Source organism: Mesorhizobium sp. M0016 (assembly GCF_040324035.1).
Taxonomy (GTDB): Bacteria; Pseudomonadota; Alphaproteobacteria; order Rhizobiales; family Rhizobiaceae; genus Mesorhizobium.
The window spans coordinates 21,830-39,750 of the sequence record NZ_JAMYVM010000026.1; the positions used below are offsets into that span (position 1 = coordinate 21,830).

General features: G+C 63.9%; 15 protein-coding genes. 1 reads left to right on the top strand and 14 read right to left on the bottom strand.

Annotated elements, in window-relative coordinates; translation table 11 throughout:
- Positions 1 to 72: 72 nt before the first annotated feature.
- Both NKJ88_RS27475 and NKJ88_RS27480 read right to left on the bottom strand, forming a co-directional pair.
- Complete coding sequence (locus NKJ88_RS27475) at positions 73 to 369, bottom strand: AzlD family protein (protein WP_023741691.1); 297 nt, start codon at positions 367 to 369, stop codon at positions 73 to 75.
- Positions 366 to 1,094: an AzlC family ABC transporter permease gene (locus NKJ88_RS27480; RefSeq protein ID WP_023668289.1), complete on the bottom strand. Its 729-nt coding sequence runs from the start codon at positions 1,092 to 1,094 to the stop codon at positions 366 to 368. Before NKJ88_RS27480 ends, NKJ88_RS27475 begins: the two co-directional genes overlap by 4 nt.
- A gap of 115 nt (positions 1,095 to 1,209) precedes the next feature.
- Between NKJ88_RS27480 and NKJ88_RS27485 the strand changes: the two genes are divergently transcribed.
- Positions 1,210 to 1,968 carry an SDR family NAD(P)-dependent oxidoreductase gene (locus NKJ88_RS27485; protein WP_352446327.1) on the top strand — a complete coding sequence of 253 codons (759 nt, stop codon included), beginning with the start codon at positions 1,210 to 1,212 and terminating at the stop codon, positions 1,966 to 1,968.
- Between the two features lie 22 nt (positions 1,969 to 1,990).
- On the opposite strand, the gene NKJ88_RS27490 is transcribed toward NKJ88_RS27485, so the two are convergent.
- From NKJ88_RS27490 to murG, 12 genes are all read right to left on the bottom strand, one after another.
- Positions 1,991 to 2,686: a DUF2461 domain-containing protein gene (locus NKJ88_RS27490; protein ID WP_023682130.1), complete on the bottom strand. Its 696-nt coding sequence runs from the start codon at positions 2,684 to 2,686 to the stop codon at positions 1,991 to 1,993.
- Positions 2,683 to 4,887 carry an NAD-dependent DNA ligase LigA gene (ligA, locus tag NKJ88_RS27495; RefSeq protein WP_023804333.1) on the bottom strand — a complete coding sequence of 735 codons (2,205 nt, stop codon included), beginning with the start codon at positions 4,885 to 4,887 and terminating at the stop codon, positions 2,683 to 2,685. The genes NKJ88_RS27490 and ligA overlap by 4 nt, the downstream gene beginning before the upstream one ends.
- Before the next feature lie 111 nt (positions 4,888 to 4,998).
- Positions 4,999 to 6,672 carry a DNA repair protein RecN gene (gene recN / locus NKJ88_RS27500; RefSeq protein WP_023668285.1) on the bottom strand — a complete coding sequence of 558 codons (1,674 nt, stop codon included), beginning with the start codon at positions 6,670 to 6,672 and terminating at the stop codon, positions 4,999 to 5,001.
- A gap of 218 nt (positions 6,673 to 6,890) precedes the next feature.
- A complete protein-coding gene (locus NKJ88_RS27505; RefSeq protein ID WP_023668284.1) occupies positions 6,891 to 7,760 on the bottom strand; it encodes an outer membrane protein assembly factor BamD in 870 nt (289 codons plus the stop codon).
- A gap of 262 nt (positions 7,761 to 8,022) precedes the next feature.
- The gene (gene lpxC / locus NKJ88_RS27510; RefSeq protein ID WP_023668283.1) at positions 8,023 to 8,970 is read right to left on the bottom strand and encodes a UDP-3-O-acyl-N-acetylglucosamine deacetylase; all 948 of its coding nucleotides are present in this window, start codon (positions 8,968 to 8,970) and stop codon (positions 8,023 to 8,025) included.
- 271 nt (positions 8,971 to 9,241) lie between these two features.
- Positions 9,242 to 10,900, bottom strand: coding sequence for a cell division protein FtsZ (ftsZ, locus tag NKJ88_RS27515; protein WP_352446328.1), 1,659 nt, complete (start codon positions 10,898 to 10,900; stop codon positions 9,242 to 9,244).
- Positions 10,901 to 10,966: 66 nt separating this feature from the next.
- Complete coding sequence (gene ftsA / locus NKJ88_RS27520) at positions 10,967 to 12,274, bottom strand: cell division protein FtsA (protein ID WP_023823166.1); 1,308 nt, start codon at positions 12,272 to 12,274, stop codon at positions 10,967 to 10,969.
- On the bottom strand, positions 12,271 to 13,212 hold the full coding sequence (locus tag NKJ88_RS27525) for a cell division protein FtsQ/DivIB (protein ID WP_023688033.1): 942 nt from the start codon (positions 13,210 to 13,212) through the stop codon (positions 12,271 to 12,273). Before NKJ88_RS27525 ends, ftsA begins: the two co-directional genes overlap by 4 nt.
- A complete protein-coding gene (locus NKJ88_RS27530) occupies positions 13,200 to 14,126 on the bottom strand; it encodes a D-alanine--D-alanine ligase (protein WP_023668279.1) in 927 nt (308 codons plus the stop codon). Before NKJ88_RS27530 ends, NKJ88_RS27525 begins: the two co-directional genes overlap by 13 nt.
- A 302-nt stretch (positions 14,127 to 14,428) precedes the next feature.
- Positions 14,429 to 15,394 carry a UDP-N-acetylmuramate dehydrogenase gene (murB, locus tag NKJ88_RS27535; protein WP_031199085.1) on the bottom strand — a complete coding sequence of 322 codons (966 nt, stop codon included), beginning with the start codon at positions 15,392 to 15,394 and terminating at the stop codon, positions 14,429 to 14,431.
- Positions 15,391 to 16,797: a UDP-N-acetylmuramate--L-alanine ligase gene (gene murC / locus NKJ88_RS27540; protein ID WP_352446329.1), complete on the bottom strand. Its 1,407-nt coding sequence runs from the start codon at positions 16,795 to 16,797 to the stop codon at positions 15,391 to 15,393. Before murC ends, murB begins: the two co-directional genes overlap by 4 nt.
- Complete coding sequence (gene murG, locus NKJ88_RS27545; RefSeq protein ID WP_023699607.1) at positions 16,797 to 17,921, bottom strand: undecaprenyldiphospho-muramoylpentapeptide beta-N-acetylglucosaminyltransferase; 1,125 nt, start codon at positions 17,919 to 17,921, stop codon at positions 16,797 to 16,799. Before murG ends, murC begins: the two co-directional genes overlap by 1 nt.

Here is a 17,921-nt window from a genome sequence, read left to right on the forward strand (position 1 = left end):
CGAGTGACGAACGCCCGGCAGGGCAATGAGGGGCGGCGCCGACAGTTCGAAATTGTTCCGCGCGCAGGCGCCCTATGCCACAAACTGCCGCGCGAGGACCAGCACCACCGCCCCGGCCAGAAACATCGCCATCAGGCCGCCGCGCAGCGAGACCACAGCGGCGACGACCAGCGCCGCCCATTCCGCCGGTCCGGCACTGAGTGCGGCGGGCGCCACCAGCGTCGTCAACACCGCCGCCGGCACGGCGTTCAAGCCAGCCTCGACGCGTGGATGGATGTGGTCGAAGCGCGAGATTACCAGATGGCCGCCGACGCGGGTGAGATAGGTGGCGATCGCGCCGGCAATGATGATCCACAAGGTCGCGCTCATCGTTTTGCCTCCACACCGCTATGGTGCGGCGGCAGGATGACGGCCAGAAGCACGCCTGCAACGGCGCCGATGGAGACGTGCCATGGCGATCCCACAGTTTTGTAGGCAATGATCGACGCCGCGGCGCTGGCGATCACCACCGGCAGCCACAGTGGCCGGTTGCGAAAGCCCATGACCAGCCCGAGGAAATAGATCGGCAGCAGGAAGTCGATGCCGAGCGCATGCGTGTCCGGGATCAGCTTGCCGAACACCGCGCCCAGCGCGCTCTCGATCCCCCAGAACACATAGACCGGCAGGCCAAGCCCCATGTACCAGGCAAAGCCAACGGTCTCGCCGGCTTCGGCCTTACGCTCGGCCACCGCGAATTGCGGATCGGTGAGCACGAAATAGCCCAGCGCTTGGCTGATAACCGGCCAGTGCGCGATTCGCCGGCCGATGCTGGCGGAGTAAAGCACGTGACGGAAGTTTACCGCGAAGATCGACAGCACGATCAGCCATGGCGCGACATGCTGGCCGAACAATTCGATGCCGACCATCTGGCTGGCGCCGCCGAAGATCAGCGCGCTCATCAAGAAAGCTTCGAGAACGGAAAAGCCGTTGTCGACGGCGATGGCGCCGAACAGCAGCCCAAATGGCGCCGCGGCGACAACCACCGGCATCGACAGCCGCACGCCGTCCCAGAAGTCGCTGGCCACGGAATTTTCGCTTAAGGTCTCTGCCGACATGTCACATTCCCATCTCGCGCTGCTATGTAGGAGCCGGCGTTTGAAAAGTCAGACGAATTCGCTTGAGCCAACAAATCAGCGAAACTGATGTTGTAAAAACAAATGAGGGGTTCGGATGATCGCTTATGATTTCACCGGCAGGCACGCGGTCGTCACCGGCGCCGGTGGCGGCATGGGCGAGGCGATCTCGCTGGCGCTGCTCGATGCCGGCGCCTCGGTCACCGCCATCGACGTCAAGCCGCGTCCGGCGTCGCTTGCCGCCTATGACGACCGGCTCACCTTTGCCCAGGGCGACCTCACCGACGCCGCCTTCGTCGAGCAGACCATCAATGCCGCGGGCCGCGAGCGCGGCGGCATCGATTATCTCGCCAATGTCGCAGGCGTGCTCTGGTTCGGTCGCGACAAATCGGCCCTCGAGATGGACCTCGATGTCTGGGATCAGGTCTTCAACATCAATCTGAAATCCTTCGTCCACACCGCGCGGGCGGTGGTTCCGCATATGCGGGCCGGCGGACGCGGCGGCGCCATGGTGCACTTCTCCACCATCCAGTGGTATCGCGGCGATCCGACCCCGCAGGATGCCTACCAGGCATCGAAGGCCGGCGTCTGTGCGCTGTCGAAGTCGCTCGCCATGCAGTTGGCGGGCGATGGCATCCGCTCCAATTCGATCTGCCCGGGAATGGCGTTGACGCCGCTGCAGGCGCGCTGGGACACCGAAGAGAAACGCGCGGCCGTTGCCTATTATGCGCCGCTCGGCCGCATCGGCACGCCGCAGGACATGGCCAATGCCGCGCTATTCCTGCTTTCCGATGCGGCAAGCTACATCACCGGCATCGAACTGGCAGTCGACGGCGGTCTTTTGATGCGGATGTAGCCGTGCAGTGCGCCGGGCTGATTTAGCTCCGCGGTGCCGTGCCCTGGATCGCCCTGCCCCAGTCAAGCAGCGGCTTGGCGCGCAAGGCGAAATCGACAAGCTCGTCGACCAGCGTCGGCGCGTGAATTCCAGCCGGATCGATCATGTGCTGGACATAGAAGTGCCGGTTGCGGATGGCGTCGACAAGATCGGGTTCGTTGACCTGCTCGAAGCCGCGCGGCGTGCGCTTCATGCGGCCCTCGGTTTCAAGTTCGAAGCCGTTTTTCTTCAGCGTTGAGAGCAGTTTTCGGAACTCGGCCGGCCGGGCGACGATCGCCTTGCGCATCGCCAGCAGCAGGGACGGCTCCGGATTCCACCAGGCGACATCGGCAAAGCAGCGGTCGATCCCGACATAGACGAAGAACACGCCCTGCTCCATCTTGGTGCCATCCGGCGACAGCATGGCCGACAAATGCTGGTTGTAGGGCCGCTTGTCCTTGGCGAAGCGCACGTCGCGGTTGATGCGAAACAGTGACTTCTTGCGGTCTCCGCGCAAGCCCAGACCCGCCGCCGCGAAGCGCTCGGTCAGCGTCTCGACCAGATCGCAGAACGGCTCATGCAACTCGCTGTCGTAAAGCGCGCGGTTTTCCTGGAACCATTCGCGGCTCTGGTGGAAGTCGAGCGCCTTGAGGAACGGTATGGCCTTTTGCCCGAACCCTTTGAACGAACCGGCGGTCATGCCTTGCCGACCCGTTGCAGCCATGTGTCCTCGTCGATGACTTCGACGCCGAGTTCGCTGGCCTGCTTCAGTTTGGAGCCGGCGCCCGGCCCGGCCACCAGCAGATCGGTCTTCGCCGACACCGAACCCGCCACCTTGGCGCCGAGCCGTTCGGCCATCGCCTTGGCTTCGGAGCGTGTCATCTTTTCCAGCGTGCCGGTGAAGACGATGGTCTTGCCGGCAACCTCGCTGTCGGTCGACACGGTGACGACATACGGCTTCGGCTTGACCTGTTCGAGCAGTCTGTCGAGCACGTCGTCATTGCGTTCATTGCCGAAGAAATCGCGCAACGCGTCGATCACCGTGTCGCCAATGCCGTTGATGGAGGGGAAGACGCTGTGCGGATCCTCAGCCGCCGCCGTTTCCTTGCCGACGCGGATCAGCTCCTCGATGGTCGAAAACGTCCGGGCAAGCACGGCCGCCGTCGTTTCGCCGATATGGCGGATGCCGAGTGCGAAGATGAAGCGGTCGAGCTCCGGCTCGCGGCGCGAATCGATGGCCGCGAACAGCTTGTCGAGGCCTTCATAATTGCGGTTCTCGACACCGCGCACATTCTTGCGCGCCTTGCCCGATGCCGCCTCGCGCTGCCTAGCCTGCTCCTCGCGCCGCTCGGCCAGCGCCCTGGTGACGGCCGGGCGGCGATCCCTGAGGGTGAAGATATCGGCGGCGGTCTTGACCAGTCCCGAATTGAAGAACAGGTCGATATTCTCGGCGCCCAGCCCCTCGATGTCGAGCGCGCCGCGCGACACGAAATGACGCAGCCGCTCCACGGCCTGCGCGGCGCAGATCAGCTCGCCGGTGCAGCGCCGGCGCGAATCCTCCTTGCCGGTCTTCTCGTTGATTTCGCGCGTCGCCGGCGAGCCGCAGACCGGACAAATGTGCGGGAATTCGTAAGGCACCGCATCAGCCGGCCGCTTGTCGACGACGACGCTGACGATCTGCGGAATGACATCGCCCGCCCGTTGTATGACAACCGTGTCACCGATGCGGACATCGATGCCGTCGCGAATCGGCAAGCCGTTGCTGTCAAAACCCTTGATGTAGTCCTCATTGTGCAGCGTGACGTTTTCGACCACCACGCCGCCGACCGTGACCGGCGCTAGCCGCGCCACCGGCGCCAGCGTACCGGTACGGCCGACCTGGATGTCGATCTTCTGCACCGTCGTCATCGCCTGTTCGGCCGGGAATTTATGCGCAACCGCCCAGCGCGGCTCGCCGGTGACAAAGCCCCAGCGACGCTGCAATTCCAGCTGGTCGACCTTGTAGACGACACCGTCGATGTCGTAGCCGAGCGACGAACGCAGCTCCTCGATCTTGTGGTAGTGCGCGATCAGCTCCTCGACAGACTTCGCCCGCACCATCAATGGGCTGACCTTGAACCCCCATTCGGCGAATTTCTGCACCGAATCATATTGGGTCGGCGCCGGATCCGCTGTCGTATAGCCCCAGGCATAGGCAAAAAATTTAAGATTGCGGCTGGCGGTGACGGACGCATCCTTCTGTCGCAAGGAGCCCGCTGCCGTATTGCGCGGATTGACATAGTCCTGGCCGCCCACCGCCGCCGAGCGGGCCTTCAGTGCCTCGAATTCCGCATAGGTCATGTAGACCTCGCCGCGGATCTCGATGGTCTCGGGCCAGCCCGATCCTTTCAGCTTGGCGGGGATGTCGGCGATGGTCCTGAGATTGGCGGTGATGTCCTCGCCTACAGTGCCGTCGCCGCGCGTAGCACCCTGCACGAACACACCGCGTTCATAGCGCAGCGACGCCGACAGGCCGTCGATCTTCGGCTCGGCCGTAAACGCGATGTCGAGGTCCTTGTCGCGGTCGAAGAAGCGCCGGCCACGCTCGATGAAATCGGTGACGTCCTCGTCTGTGTAGGCCTTGGCGAGGCTGAGCATCGGCACCGCATGGCGCACCTTGGCAAAGCCTTCCGCCGGCGCGGCGCCGACCCGCAGCGAGGGCGAATCCTCGCGCACCAGACCGGGAAAGCGCTCCTCGATGGCAAGATTGCGCCGCCGCAGCGCGTCATATTCTGCGTCCGTAATCGTCGGCGCGTCCTCGGCATGATAGCGCCGGTCATGACCGGCGATCTCCTCGGCCAGCCGCTGGAGCTCATCCGCGGCTTCGCTTTCGCTCAACGATTCGACTGGTTTTTCAGACATGCAGCGGTCCCTGGACAGTGGCGAGGCACCATAAATCAGGATTTCGGAAAAAGCATTCCTGAACAGCGGGATGGAGCCATATCCTGACTCAGTCCGAAAGCCTTGCGACGACTACGCTGCAGCAATATTCTCGCGCAGCAGCCGTTCCGCGGCTGCGCGCGCCTCGTCGGTGATGGTAGCGCCGGCCAACATGCGCGCGATCTCTTCCTGGCGCGCCGCCCGGTCCATTTCGGCGATGCCGGTGGCGACCTTGTCCGAGCCGCCGGATTTGGAGATCAGGAAATGCGTCGCAGCACGTGCCGCCACTTGCGGAGCATGCGTGACCGACAGCACCTGCACGCGCTTCGACAGCCTGGCCAGCCTTTGGCCGATCGCATCGGCCACGGCGCCGCCGACGCCGGTGTCGATCTCGTCGAAGACCAATGTCGGCGCCGAGCCACGGTCGGCCAGCGCCACCTTGAGCGCCAGCAGGAAGCGCGACAGCTCGCCGCCGGAGGCGACCTTCATCATCGGCCCAGGCCTGGTGCCGGGATTGGTGCGCACCCAGAACTCGACCTGGTCGATGCCTTCTTCCATGCGGTTCTCGCCATCGCTGGCCAGTTCGACGATGAACTCAGCCCGTTCCAGCTTCAGCGCCGGCAATTCGGCCATCACAGCCTTGGTCAGGCCGACCGCGGCCGCATGGCGAAGGGCGGAGAGCTGGGCTGCGGAAATATCGTAGGCTTCTCGCGCCGCTGAGGCCTGCTTTTCCAGGACATGCAGGCGCCCCTCGCCGGCATCAAGATCGGCGAGATCGGCGGACATGGTGTCGCGCAGTTGCGCCAAATCGTCAACGGCCACACTGTGCTTACGTGAGGCCGCACGCAGCGAAAACAGCCGCTCCTCCGCCTTCTCCAGCCTCTGCGGGTCGTATTCGGTGGCGCGCAGTGCCGCCTCGACGCCCGATTGCGCTGCATCCAGTGACAGCATCGCCTCGTCCAGCGACTTCACCACATCCTCGAGCAGTCCCGGCGCTTCGCTGGCCTTGCGCTGCAGGCGCCTCAGCAGGCTGGCCAGTTGCGGCAGCGGCGAGGACGGGCCTGACAGCACATCCTGTGCATCGTGTATTTCCGAGGCGATCTTTTCCGCCCGCATCATCGTTGCACGCAGTTCCGCCAGCTGTGTCTCTTCGCCGGGCTGCGGATCGAGCTTTGCCAGTTCCGCCACCGAGGCCCTGAGATAATCGGCCTCGCGCGCCGCTGCCTCGACCTTGGCGCGGTGCCTGGCAAACTCCTGCTCGGCGCCGCGCCAGTAGCGCCACGCCTCGCCGGTCGCGCGGGCGGCGCCGAGATGGCCGCCAAAACTGTCCAGCAATTCGCGATGCGCGCCTGGATCGACCAGGGCGCGCTCGTCATGCTGGCCGTGGATCTCGACCAGCGCGTGGCCTATGTCGCGCATCAGCGTGACGCTGGACGGCTGGTCGTTGACGAAGACACGGGTACGGCCATCCGCGGTCTGCAGCCGGCGCAGGATGATGTCGCCGTCATCCTCGATGGCGTTTTCGGCCAGCAGCGCGCGCACCGGGTGGTTGCGCGGCACATCGAAGACGGCAATGACCTGGCCCTGGGCAGCACCGTGCCGCACCAGCGAGGCGTCGCCGCGCGCGCCAAGTGCCAGCGACAGCGCGTCGAGAAGGATGGATTTGCCGGCGCCGGTTTCACCGGTCAGCACGGAAAGGCCGGGCTGGAAGTCGATATCCAGCTTCTCGATCAGGACGATATCGCGGATCGACAGTCTGGAAAGCATCAGAACCCGGACCTCAAGCAATTCCAGGAAAAGTGCGTAGCGGTTTTCCGTCCGGAATTGCGTAGAACAAAAAGTTAGGACGGTTCAGCGCCTCAATCAAACCACTGAACCGCTGTGAAGCGGCATGCGACCGATGGAGTCGCAGCGCCGCACTATCTTTTTGTTTGAGCGTCGGATCAATCCGAAAAGCGCGTTCCGCCTCAGTCGATGCTCGGGCGTCAGGCGCCGGTGATCAGCTTGCCGGCCTTGGATATCCACGATCCGGCATTCTCGCGCGGCTCAAGCCCGTTGCTCTGCAACAGCTTGTAGGTATCCTTGTACCATTGGCTGTCGGGATAATTGGTGCCGAGCACCGCAGCGGCGGTTTGCGCTTCCGAGGTCAAGCCCATCGCGTAGTAGCTTTCGGCCAGACGCGCCAGCGCCTCTTCGACATGGCGGGTGTTGGAATAGTTCTCGACCACGTTGCGGAAGCGCTTGACGGCAGCAATGTATTCGCGCCGCTCGAGATAATAGCGGCCGATCTGCATCTCTTTGCCGGCCAGCTGGTCGTTGGCGAAACGGATCTTTTCCTTGGCGTCGTCGACATATTCCGACGTCGGCCAGCGCGTCACCAGATCCTGCATCGTCTGCACGGTCTGGCGTGCTTCCTTCTGATCCTGGGTGACGTCCTTGATCTGCTTGTAGTAGCTCAGCCCGATAATATACTGGGCGTAAGCCGCGTCGTCGGTCGACGGATAAAGCGTCAGATAGCGCTTGGCCGAGCCGATCGCTTCGTCATAACGGCCGGCACGGTAGTCGGCGAAGGCGCCCATCACCATCGATTTGCGGGCGAATTCCGAATAGGGGTGCTGGCGGTCGACGGCGTCGAACTTCTTGCTCGCCTCATCCAGGCGGCCGGCATTGAGATTGGCAAGGCCTTGATTGTAAAGGACGTCGGCCGGTTCGGTCTGGTCGACATAGGTCGACAGGTCGACGTCTTTCTCGGACGACATGCAGGCCGAGAGGAACAGCGATGGCACAACCACCGAAAGCGCCAGGAAAACAGCCCGATACGGCGCTTTCGATTGACCAACTCGCTTGAAGAACATGATTGGATTGCGCCCTTTCGGCGTTAGTTCAATGCCTTTCGCATGGCGTTCCCTCAAAACTGATCCCCACTTTTGAGCGACATGCGCCTAACACACGGCCGCAGCCATAAACCATAACTGCCTTGCCCAGCAACGCTATGTCTAGCCAATCGCACATTTTTGTGGCGACTTGGTGTTGCCCGGAAAGCTATGCACTTTCACGGCCGGTGATGCATCCGTGCAACACCGGCCAGCGTTCAGAAAGCCAGAAATACGTTAAGAATCAGATCACCCAAGGTGCAAAGACAGGGCCGGTGACGGCGCTCATCTCGGCGGTGCGGCCGCGCTCGCGGCGCGTGGTCTCGACGACCTCGAAGGCCGAACGGTCGGACAGAAGCCGCCGCAAAGCGGCCGCATTCATCCGGTGACCGCCGCGATAGGAGCGGAAACAACCAATGAAACGGGCGCCGGCCAGCGCCAGATCGCCCATCGCGTCCATCGTCTTGTGGCGAGCGAACTCATTGGGGTAGCGCAGGCCGCCCATGTTGATCACCCGGTTGTCGTCGCCGATCACCAGCGAGTTCTCCAGCGAGGAGCCCAGCGCATAGCCGGCCGCCCACAGCCGCTCGACATCCTTCATGAAGCCGAAGGTGCGGGCGCGCGCGATATCCTGGCGAAAGATGTCGGGGTTGATGTCGGAGGCGAATAGCTGGCGGCCGATCGCCGGGCTTTCGAAATCGATCTCGACCTCGAAGCGCGTGCCGCTATAGGGCCTGAACTCGGCCCAGGACGCGCCATTCTCGATGCGGACGGGCTTGACCACCCTGATGTAGCGGCGCTTGACCGCCAGCGTCTCGATGCCGGCTTGGTCGATGGCCTCCACGAACGCCACCGCACTGCCATCGAGGATCGGAACCTCATGACCGTCGATCTCGATGACGATGTTGTCGATGCCAAGCCCGAAAAGCGTCGCCATCAGATGTTCGACGGTGGCGATATGCTCGCCTGCCGGATCGCCGAGCATGGTGCAGAGATCGGTCGCGCCGACTTCAGCAACCAGCGCGCGGAACTCGCGGCTCTCGCTTCCGTTCGAAAGGTGGAAGAGCACGCCGGTGTCGGCGTCCGCAGGGAGGAAATTGACGGTGACCGGTTTGCCGCTGTGAACGCCGGTACCGGTCAGCGTTGCACGCGATTTCAGTGTCGTCTGATAGTCTTGCAAGACAAACCCCATAGCCCAAACGCCTAAGTCCGCTTTAACCCAAAAGGCGCGGCTCTTTTTTATCGGCAGGCAGGGCCACTTCCCCGAATCCCAGCACACCGAAAGTGCTGCCGCAAAGATAATGGTCTGTCAGGGAGACTCCAAATCACGGTTTCTTACTCTGTGTAACCGCGACAGACCTTGAGCGTCACATCGTAACGCCTTGTTATTAAACCACTTTAAACGTTAACAGGCAGACAATCTCTCGTCTGCCTGTTAACAAGTGTTACATACCGTTAACGGCTCAGTTGGCCTGGCGGCGCAGGAAAGCCGGTATCTCCAGCTGGTCGTCTTCCTGGGTCGACCTGGTCTGCGGCGTCAACCGGCCCTGATCGTCGAGCTGGCCGCGGCGCGGCGCGTAAAGCTGCGGATCCTGGCTGGCAAGGCGGCGCATTTCCGGCGCCGCCTGGCGCAGTTTCGGTTCGCGCGGCTGTGCCGGCTGCAACCGGGCCGGCTCTTCTTCGCGGCGCGTCAGCCCGTTGGTCAGCCGCTTGAGCAGCCCCATCGGCCCGCTGTTTTCATGGTCGGCCGGACGGCCCTTGGCTTCCACCTCGGCCCGCACCACAGGCGGAAAATCCTCCACCCGCGGCATGCGCTGCGGTGCGGCAGCCACCGGCTGCGGCACTTCCCGCATCGGCGCCGGTTGCATCACCTGCTGCACGACAGGCTGCGGCTGGGCAGGCGGGGCCTGGAAGATCTTGCTCTGCGGGCGGAAATCTTCCGCCTGGGCCATCGGCGCCGGACGAGCCATTGCCGCCGCATTGGCCTCGGCAAGCTGGATCGCCTCGGCCACCGGATCGGCCGCGCGCTGCTCATAGGTCTGCTGCTGGACCGGTGCCGGACGGCCTTCCGCCCCCGGAGCCGCTGGGCGGCTGACCGGCTTCTGCTGCGGCGGCACGGCCCGGATCGAGATCGGCGCCGCGGCAATTTCAGCTGCCGATTTGTCGATGCCGGTGGCGACCACCGAGACGCGGATGACGCCTTCGAGTTCCTCGTCGAAGGTGGCGCCGAGGATGATGTTGGCGTCCTGATCGACTTCCTCGCGGATGCGGGTCGCGGCCTCGTCGACTTCGAACAGGGTTAGGTCGCGGCCGCCGGTGATCGAGATCAGCAGGCCCTTGGCGCCCCTCATCGAGGTCTCGTCGAGCAACGGATTGGCGATCGCCGCCTCGGCGGCGGCCATCGCGCGGCCCTCGCCCGAAGCTTCGCCGGTGCCCATCATCGCCTTGCCCATTTCGCGCATCACCGAACGCACGTCGGCGAAGTCGAGATTGATCAGGCCTTCCTTGACCATCAGGTCGGTGATGCAGGCAACACCGGAGTAGAGCACCTGGTCGGCCATGGCGAAGGCGTCGGCAAAGGTGGTCTTGTCATTGGCCAGCCGGAACAGGTTCTGGTTGGGGATGACGATCAGGGTATCGACACATTTCTGCAGCTCCTCGATGCCGAGATCCGCCGTCTTCATGCGGCGCTGGCCTTCGAAATGGAACGGCTTGGTGACGACGCCGACGGTGAGGATACCCCGTTCGCGCGCCGCGCGGGCAACCACGGGAGCCGCACCGGTTCCGGTGCCGCCACCCATACCGGCGGTGACGAAGCACATATGGGTGTTGGAGAGATGATCGATGATCTCATCGATGCACTCTTCCGCCGCCGCACGGCCCACTTCAGGCTGCGAGCCGGCGCCGAGCCCCTCGGTGACATGCGCGCCGAGCTGGATCAGCCGCTCGGCCTTCGACATGGTCAGCGCCTGTGCATCGGTGTTGGCCACGACGAACTCGACACCGCGCAAGCCCGCGGTGATCATGTTGTTGACGGCATTGCCGCCGCCGCCGCCGACACCGAATACGGTGATCCGCGGCTTGAGCTCGGTGATGTCCGGCTTTTGCAGATTGATCGTCATTGTCTCCGTCCTTTGCCTTTCCCGCCGCTTCGCCGCCGCGGCCGCCTATGGGGCTGTCCCCGTCAATTAGAAACTGTCTCTCAACCACTGACTCATGCGATGCAGTTTTCCGCCCGTCCCGGTCATCCTGAGACCGGAAATTCCTTTCGCCGGATGGCTCTCGAAGCTCGCCATCTGCGGATAGATCAGCAGCCCGACCGCCGTCGAGAAAGCCGGCCCCTTGGCAGCTTCCGGCAGGCCCGCCACGCCGAGCGGGCGTCCGATGCGCACATTGCGTCCCAGAATGCGGCGCGCCGCCTCGGGGAGACCCGCAAGCTGGCTGGCGCCGCCGGTCAGCACGACGCGTTTTCCCACGGCATTGCCGTAGCCCGACTTGTTCAGCCGGTCGCGCAACAGTTCCAGCGTCTCGTCGATGCGGGCGCGGATGACGCGCGTCATCACCGAGCGCGGGATCTGCAGCGGCATCTCGCCGTCTTCGCCGATCGGCTGGATCGAGACCAGGTCGCGATCGTCGGCACTGCTAGGCAGCGCCGAACCATGCATCACCTTCAGCCGCTCCGCGGCGTCGAGCGAGGTCGACAGGCCCTTGGCCATATCGAGCGTCACATGATTGCCGCCGATGGCAATGGCATCGGCGTGGACGAATTTGCCTTCCGAAAACACCGAGATGGTCGTCGTGCCACCGCCCATGTCGATGCAGGCCGCACCCATTTCCAGTTCGTCGTCGACCAGGGCCGCAAGCCCGCTGGCATAGGGCGTCGCCACCATGCGCTCGACCGAAAGATGCGAGCGGTTGATGCAGAGCTCCAGATTGCGCAGCGGCGCGGCATCGCCCGTCAGCACATGCATATCGACGCCGAGCTGGTCGCCGACCATGCCGCGCGGATCGCGCACGCCGCGCTCGGCGTCCAGCGAAAAGCCGACGGGCAGCGAATGGATCACGTCGCGTTCGGCCTTGAGCGCCTGCTTGGCGCCGGCGGCAAGCACGCGCTTGATGTCGGCTTCGTCGGCCTGATGGCCACCGAGATTGATGGTGGCCGAATAGGTTTCGCTCTTCAGCCGGCCGGCCGTCATGTTGACGATCAGCGAATCCACGGTCAGTCCCGCCATGCGTTCGGCTGCGTCGACGGACAGGCGAATGGCGTGCTCCGCGCGGTCGAGATCGACGACCACGCCCGACTTCACGCCGTGCGATTTCTGGTGGCCGATGCCGATCACCTGGATGCGGTGCGAGCGGCCGCGCAACAGCTTGCCGTCCTCGCGCGGCTTCAGTTTCGCCACCACGCAGCAAACCTTGCTTGAGCCGACATCCAGCACGGTGAGCGTGCCGGAACGCCGCGAAGAGGCATCGCTGTTGCCGCCAAGCCAGCTCATATCTTCGTCCCCGACTTGCGCTTCAGATTTTGCGGCTTTTCATTGAGCGCGGCCTGGCGCTGCGTCGCCGCTTCCGGCGTCAGCTGCACCACCAGGCGATCGGAGATGCGCATGTCGACGGCGGCGATGTCCCGCGTCAGAAGCCCGTTGTCGTGGTCCATCCGAACCAGATCGGCGATCGCCTGGTCCTCGCCATCCTCGGGCAGCTTGATCGTGATGCCGTTTTCCAGCTTAAGGTCCCAGCGCCGTTCGCCGATGCGGATATAGCCTTTGACCCGAGCCGCGAGCTCGGGAAATTTGTTGATCTTGGCCACGAAGTCGGGGGCCTTGGCCGGCGCGCCGGTGCCGATGATCAGCGGCAGCAGCGCCTGCTTGCCGCCGGAGAACGGCGCGATCACCGCGCCGGAGCGTTCGATGACCGAAAGCTCCGCGCCCTGCTGCCAGAGCGCGAAGGGCTCGCGCTCCTCGACACGCACTTCCAGCGTATGTGGATAGACCTTGCGCACCGCCGCCACTTCGACCCAGGGCAAGGTATCAATACGTTCACGCGCGGCCTCGGCATCGAAGCCGATCAGTGACGTCCAGCCGTCGAGCTCGAGCCGGTCCAGTATGTCGATCTCCGAAGTCTGGCGGTTGCCGACCACCTTGATCTGGTCGACGGCAAAGCCGGTCCGGGCGGTGATGCTCTGGACGATGTCGTCGGCATGACCGCCGAGAATGGCGCCATAGAGGCTGCTTGATGCAATGAGCGAAGCCGACAGGATGGCCGCGGAAAAGCGCGGCGCGACGAAGTCGCCGCCGCCCAGGCGCGCCAGCACGCGCACCGGCCGGCGCAGCACGCGCGGCAGCACGAAATGGTCGAACGACAACGGCATGCCGAACAGCGCCGGCCCGGCGCCGCCCCTGCCCTTGTCCTGTCCCCATTTCAACGCAGACACGAAGCGTCCTCCACCATCCAACTCAACAATTCGCCAAACGAGTGCCCGGCCTGGGCGGCGATTTCAGGCACCAAAGACGTCGGCGTCATGCCCGGCTGAGTGTTGATCTCGAGCCAGACAATCTCGCCGTTTTCGGAGTGACGGTCGTCATAGCGGAAGTCCGATCGGGAAACGCCCCGGCAGCCGATAGCCAGATGTGCCTTGAGCGCCAGTGTCTGTATTTTTTGGTAAATATTTGATGAAATTTTAGCAGGGATTTCGTGTTTTGATCCGCCGGCGACGTATTTTGAATCATAGTCGTAGAAGGAATGGCCGGTCGGAATGATCTCGCAGACGCCGAGCGCCACGTCGCCCATGACAGCGCAGGTCAGCTCGCGCCCATGGATGTAGCGCTCGACCATGACGGTCTCGCCATATTTCCATTCGGACGAGCCGATGACCTGCGGCGGATGCGACTGCCCTTCATGCACGATGACGACGCCGAAGCTTGAGCCTTCATTGACCGGCTTGACCACGTAGGGCGGCTTCATCGGATGCTTGTTCTGGATGGCAAAGCGGCTGGCAACCTTCGATTCCGCCACCGCGATGCCGGCAGCCTTGGCGACCTTCTTGGCTTGCTCCTTGTTCATGGCGAGCGCCGAGGCGAGCACGCCCGAATGGGTGTAGGGAATGGCCAGATATTCGAGGATGCCCTGGATGGTGCCGTCTTCACCGAACGGGCCGTGCAGTGCGTTGAAGACGACATCGGGCTTGAGTTCGGTGAGCACGGCGCCGACATCGCGCGCAACATCGACGCGGGTAACCTGGTAGCCTTCATTCTCAAGCGCATCCGCACACGCCTTTCCCGAAGACAGAGACACGGGCCGCTCGGACGAGAATCCGCCCAGGAGGACAGCCACATGCTTGTTCTTCATATCCCGTCATCCCTCTCACGGCGGGCCCGCAACCACGCATTCAGCGATCAGATTGAGTCCGAGTCTCCCGGCAGGTTGCCCCCCAGACGGAAAACGCGGTCGACGCGTCGAACGACTCAAATCAGGAAACGCTTTAAGGCAGAGAATCAGAGAGTTGATTCGCTGGCAAGTGCTTATGATTCCGACAGATTCACTTTCCGCGAAAACGGCCGGAAAAAGCGTGTTGTGAGTCTTTGGAGCAACGGTGGCGCTGTTGTTTCAGACCGTTTGAAGTTCAAGCATCACATGAACTTCAGCTTGCGCTAAAGAAGCTGTCCGAGGAATTCCTGCACGGCATGGCCGGGGCGGAAATTGCCGAGCCGCTTGATTTCCCACTGCAGGCGGATGCCTGAATTTTCAAGCACGCGGGCGCGCACCGTCTCGCCGAGATATTCGAGGTCGTATCCGGTCGCTGTTCCGGTGTTGATCATGAAGTTGCAGTGCATCGGCGACATCTGCGCGCCGCCGATCATCAAACCGCGGCAGCCCGCCTTGTCGATTTCCTTCCAGGCCGAGGTGCCTTCCGGATTCTTGAAGGTCGAGCCGCCGGTCTTCTCGCGGATCGGCTGCACCGTCTCGCGATGCGTCTGGACGGCGTCCATGGCCGCCTTGATCGCCTCCGGGTCTTCCAGAACACCTTCGAAAACGGCGGAGGTGAAGATCAGCCCGGCAGGTGCGGCCGAGTGACGATAGGCATAGCCCATGTCGTCGTTACTGAGGGTGTGGAGATTGCCCTTGCGGTCGAGCGCCCGCACCTCGACGACACGTTCCCGCGTCTCGACGCCATTGGCGCCGGCATTCATCCTCAGCGCCCCGCCGATGGCGCCGGGAATGCCGTGATAGAAATGAAAGCCGCCAATGCCGGCCTCATAAGCGACGGCCGCGACGCGCTTGTCGGGCGTCGCAGCACCGGCCTTGATGACGGTCGGCGAAACCACCTCGGCCTCGCCAAAGCCCTTGGCCGAAAGCCGGATGACGAAACCCGGAATGCCGCCGTCGCGCACCAGGAGGTTGGAGCCGATACCGACGATGGTGAGCGGGATGTCCTCCGGCACGGCGCGCAGGAAGGCAGCCAAATCCTCCTCGTCGGCCGGCTGGAACAGGGCGTCCGCCAGACCGCCGGCGCGGAACCAGGTGATCTTGTCCATCTCGGCATTGGGCGTGATGCGGCCGCGCAGGCCGGCAAGCCGGTCGCCAAGTTTGTCGAGCAGGTCCTGGCCGCGCATCATGAGACGGTACCGCCGAGTTCCCCAGGCAGCGCATAGGCCCATTGGGTGATGTTGCCGGCGCCCAGGAAGATGACGAAGTCGCCCGGTTTCGCCAACGCGCGGATGACGGGCGAAATCGCGGCAGGGGTTTCGACGTAGCGCGCATCGCGATGGCCCCCGGAGCGGATGCGCGACACCAGCGCCTCCGAGGTCACGTCGTCGATCGGCTCCTCGCCCGCCGCATAGACCGGCGCCACCATCACCGTGTCGGCATCGTTGAAACAGACCGAAAATTCGTCGAACAGATCATGCAGCCGGGTGAAGCGGTGCGGCTGCGCAATGGCGATGACGCGGCCCTTGGTGGCGCTGCGCGCCGCTTTCAGCACCGCCGTGATCTCGACCGGGTGGTGGCCGTAATCGTCGAAGATGTCGACGCCGTTCCACGAGCCGGTGTGGGTGAAGCGCCGCTTGACGCCGGCAAAGGACGACAGCCCTTTCTTGATCGCTTCGGCCGACAGGCCGAGTTCATGCGCGACCGCGATTGCGGCGGTGGCGTTGGAGACGTTGTGGCGGCCGGGCATCGGCAGCCGCAGATCAGATATCGTCGTCTGGCCGCCGGTCTTGCGGTCGCGGATCACCACGTCGAATGCCGAGACGGCACCCGCCATGCGGTGGTTGGTGAAACGCACATCGGCCTGCGCGTTCTCGCCATAGGTGATGACGCGGCGGTCCTCAATGCGGCTGACCAGCGCCTGTACTTCCGGATGGTCGGTGCACATCACGCCAAAACCGTAGAACGGCACGTTCTCGACGAATTGCCGGAACGCCTCGCGCACCTTGTCGAAACTGCCATAATGGTCCAGATGCTCGGGATCGATGTTTGTGACGACGGCGATCTCGGCCGGCAGCTTGAGGAAGGTGCCGTCGCTTTCGTCGGCTTCGACCACCATCCACTCGCCATCGCCCATACGGGCATTGGTGCCATAGGCATTGATGATGCCGCCATTGATCACCGTCGGGTCGAGCCCGCCGGCATCGAGCAGCGTCGCCACCATCGACGTGGTTGTGGTCTTGCCATGCGTGCCACCGATCGCGACCGCCTGGCGGAAGCGCATCAGTTCGGCCAGCATCTCGGCCCGGCGCACGATCGGCAGCAGTTTTTCGCGCGCGGCCTTCAGCTCGGGATTGGATTTCTTGATCGCGGTGGAGACGACCACCACTTCGGCCGCGCCGATATTCTCGGCCTTGTGGCCGACAAAGCATTCGATGCCCTTGTCGCGCAGCCGCTGGACATTGGCGCTGTCGGCCTGGTCCGAACCCTGCACCTTGTAGCCGAGATTGTGCAGAACCTCGGCGATGCCGCTCATGCCGATGCCGCCAATGCCGATGAAATGCACAAGGCCGATGGTCTGCGGCATCTTCATCAATGCGTCCCTTTCCTGAAATCCGAAACGGTTTTTCTGGACGCAATAGCCTCTGTGAGATCAGCGAGCAACCGTGCCGCGTTCGGCCGGCCAGCCGACTTCGCTCCGGCAGCCATGGCCGTCAGCCGCTCGGGAGTGTCCATCAGCCCGCCAATGAGAGCCGCGATGCGCTCCGGCGACAGTGACGATTGCGGATGCACCTCGCCGCCGCCCGCCGCGGCAAGGGCGGCTGCGTTCGCCGCCTGATCGTGATCCAGCGCATAGGGATAAGGCACCAGCAGCGCCGGCCGGCCGATGACGGCGATCTCCGAAACCGTCGAGGCGCCGGAGCGCGAGATCACCAGATGCGCCGCGCCCATGCGCTGTGCCATATCGGTGAAGAAGGGCGAGACCTCGACATGGACGCCGAGTGCCGCATAGCCAGCCTTCACCCGCGCCACGTCGTCGGCGCGGGCCTGCTGGGTGATCACCAGCCGCTTGCGCTGCGCCTCCGGCAGAAGTGCGATCGCCGTCGGCATGGCGTCGGAAAAGAACTGCGCGCCCTGGCTGCCGCCGAACACCAGGAGCCTGAACGGATCCGCCCCTTTGGATGCGGTGTAAGGCGTCTTGGCCGCCTCCAGGATTGGCGGCCTGACCGGATTGCCTGTCGTCACCGTCTTGGCGCCTGTGGCACTTTCATCTTGCGGCAGGAAGCCGCCGGCAATGGCATCGACGCGCCCGGACAGCGCCCGGTTGGCGCGGCCCATCACTGCGTTCTGCTCATGGATCAGCGTCGGCAGCTTGCGCCGCGTCGCGGCATAGAGCGGTGGCAAGGTCGGATAACCGCCAAAGCCGACGACCGCATCAGGCTTGATCCTGGCCATGACGGCGGAGGCCTGGCGCACGCCGCGCCAGATCTTCCAGAACGCGCCAAGCAGCGCGACAGGGTTTTTCGAGCCCATCGTCGCCGACTGGATCGGATGGATGGCGGCGGCCGGGAAATGGCCGGCAAAGCGCTCGGCGCGGTCGTCCGTCGCCAGGTGCACGCCCCAGCCGCGCTCGATCAGCTCATGCGCCAGCGCCTCGGCCGGAAACAGATGTCCACCGGTTCCGCCAGCCGCGAGAAGGATCACACCCCGCGCCAT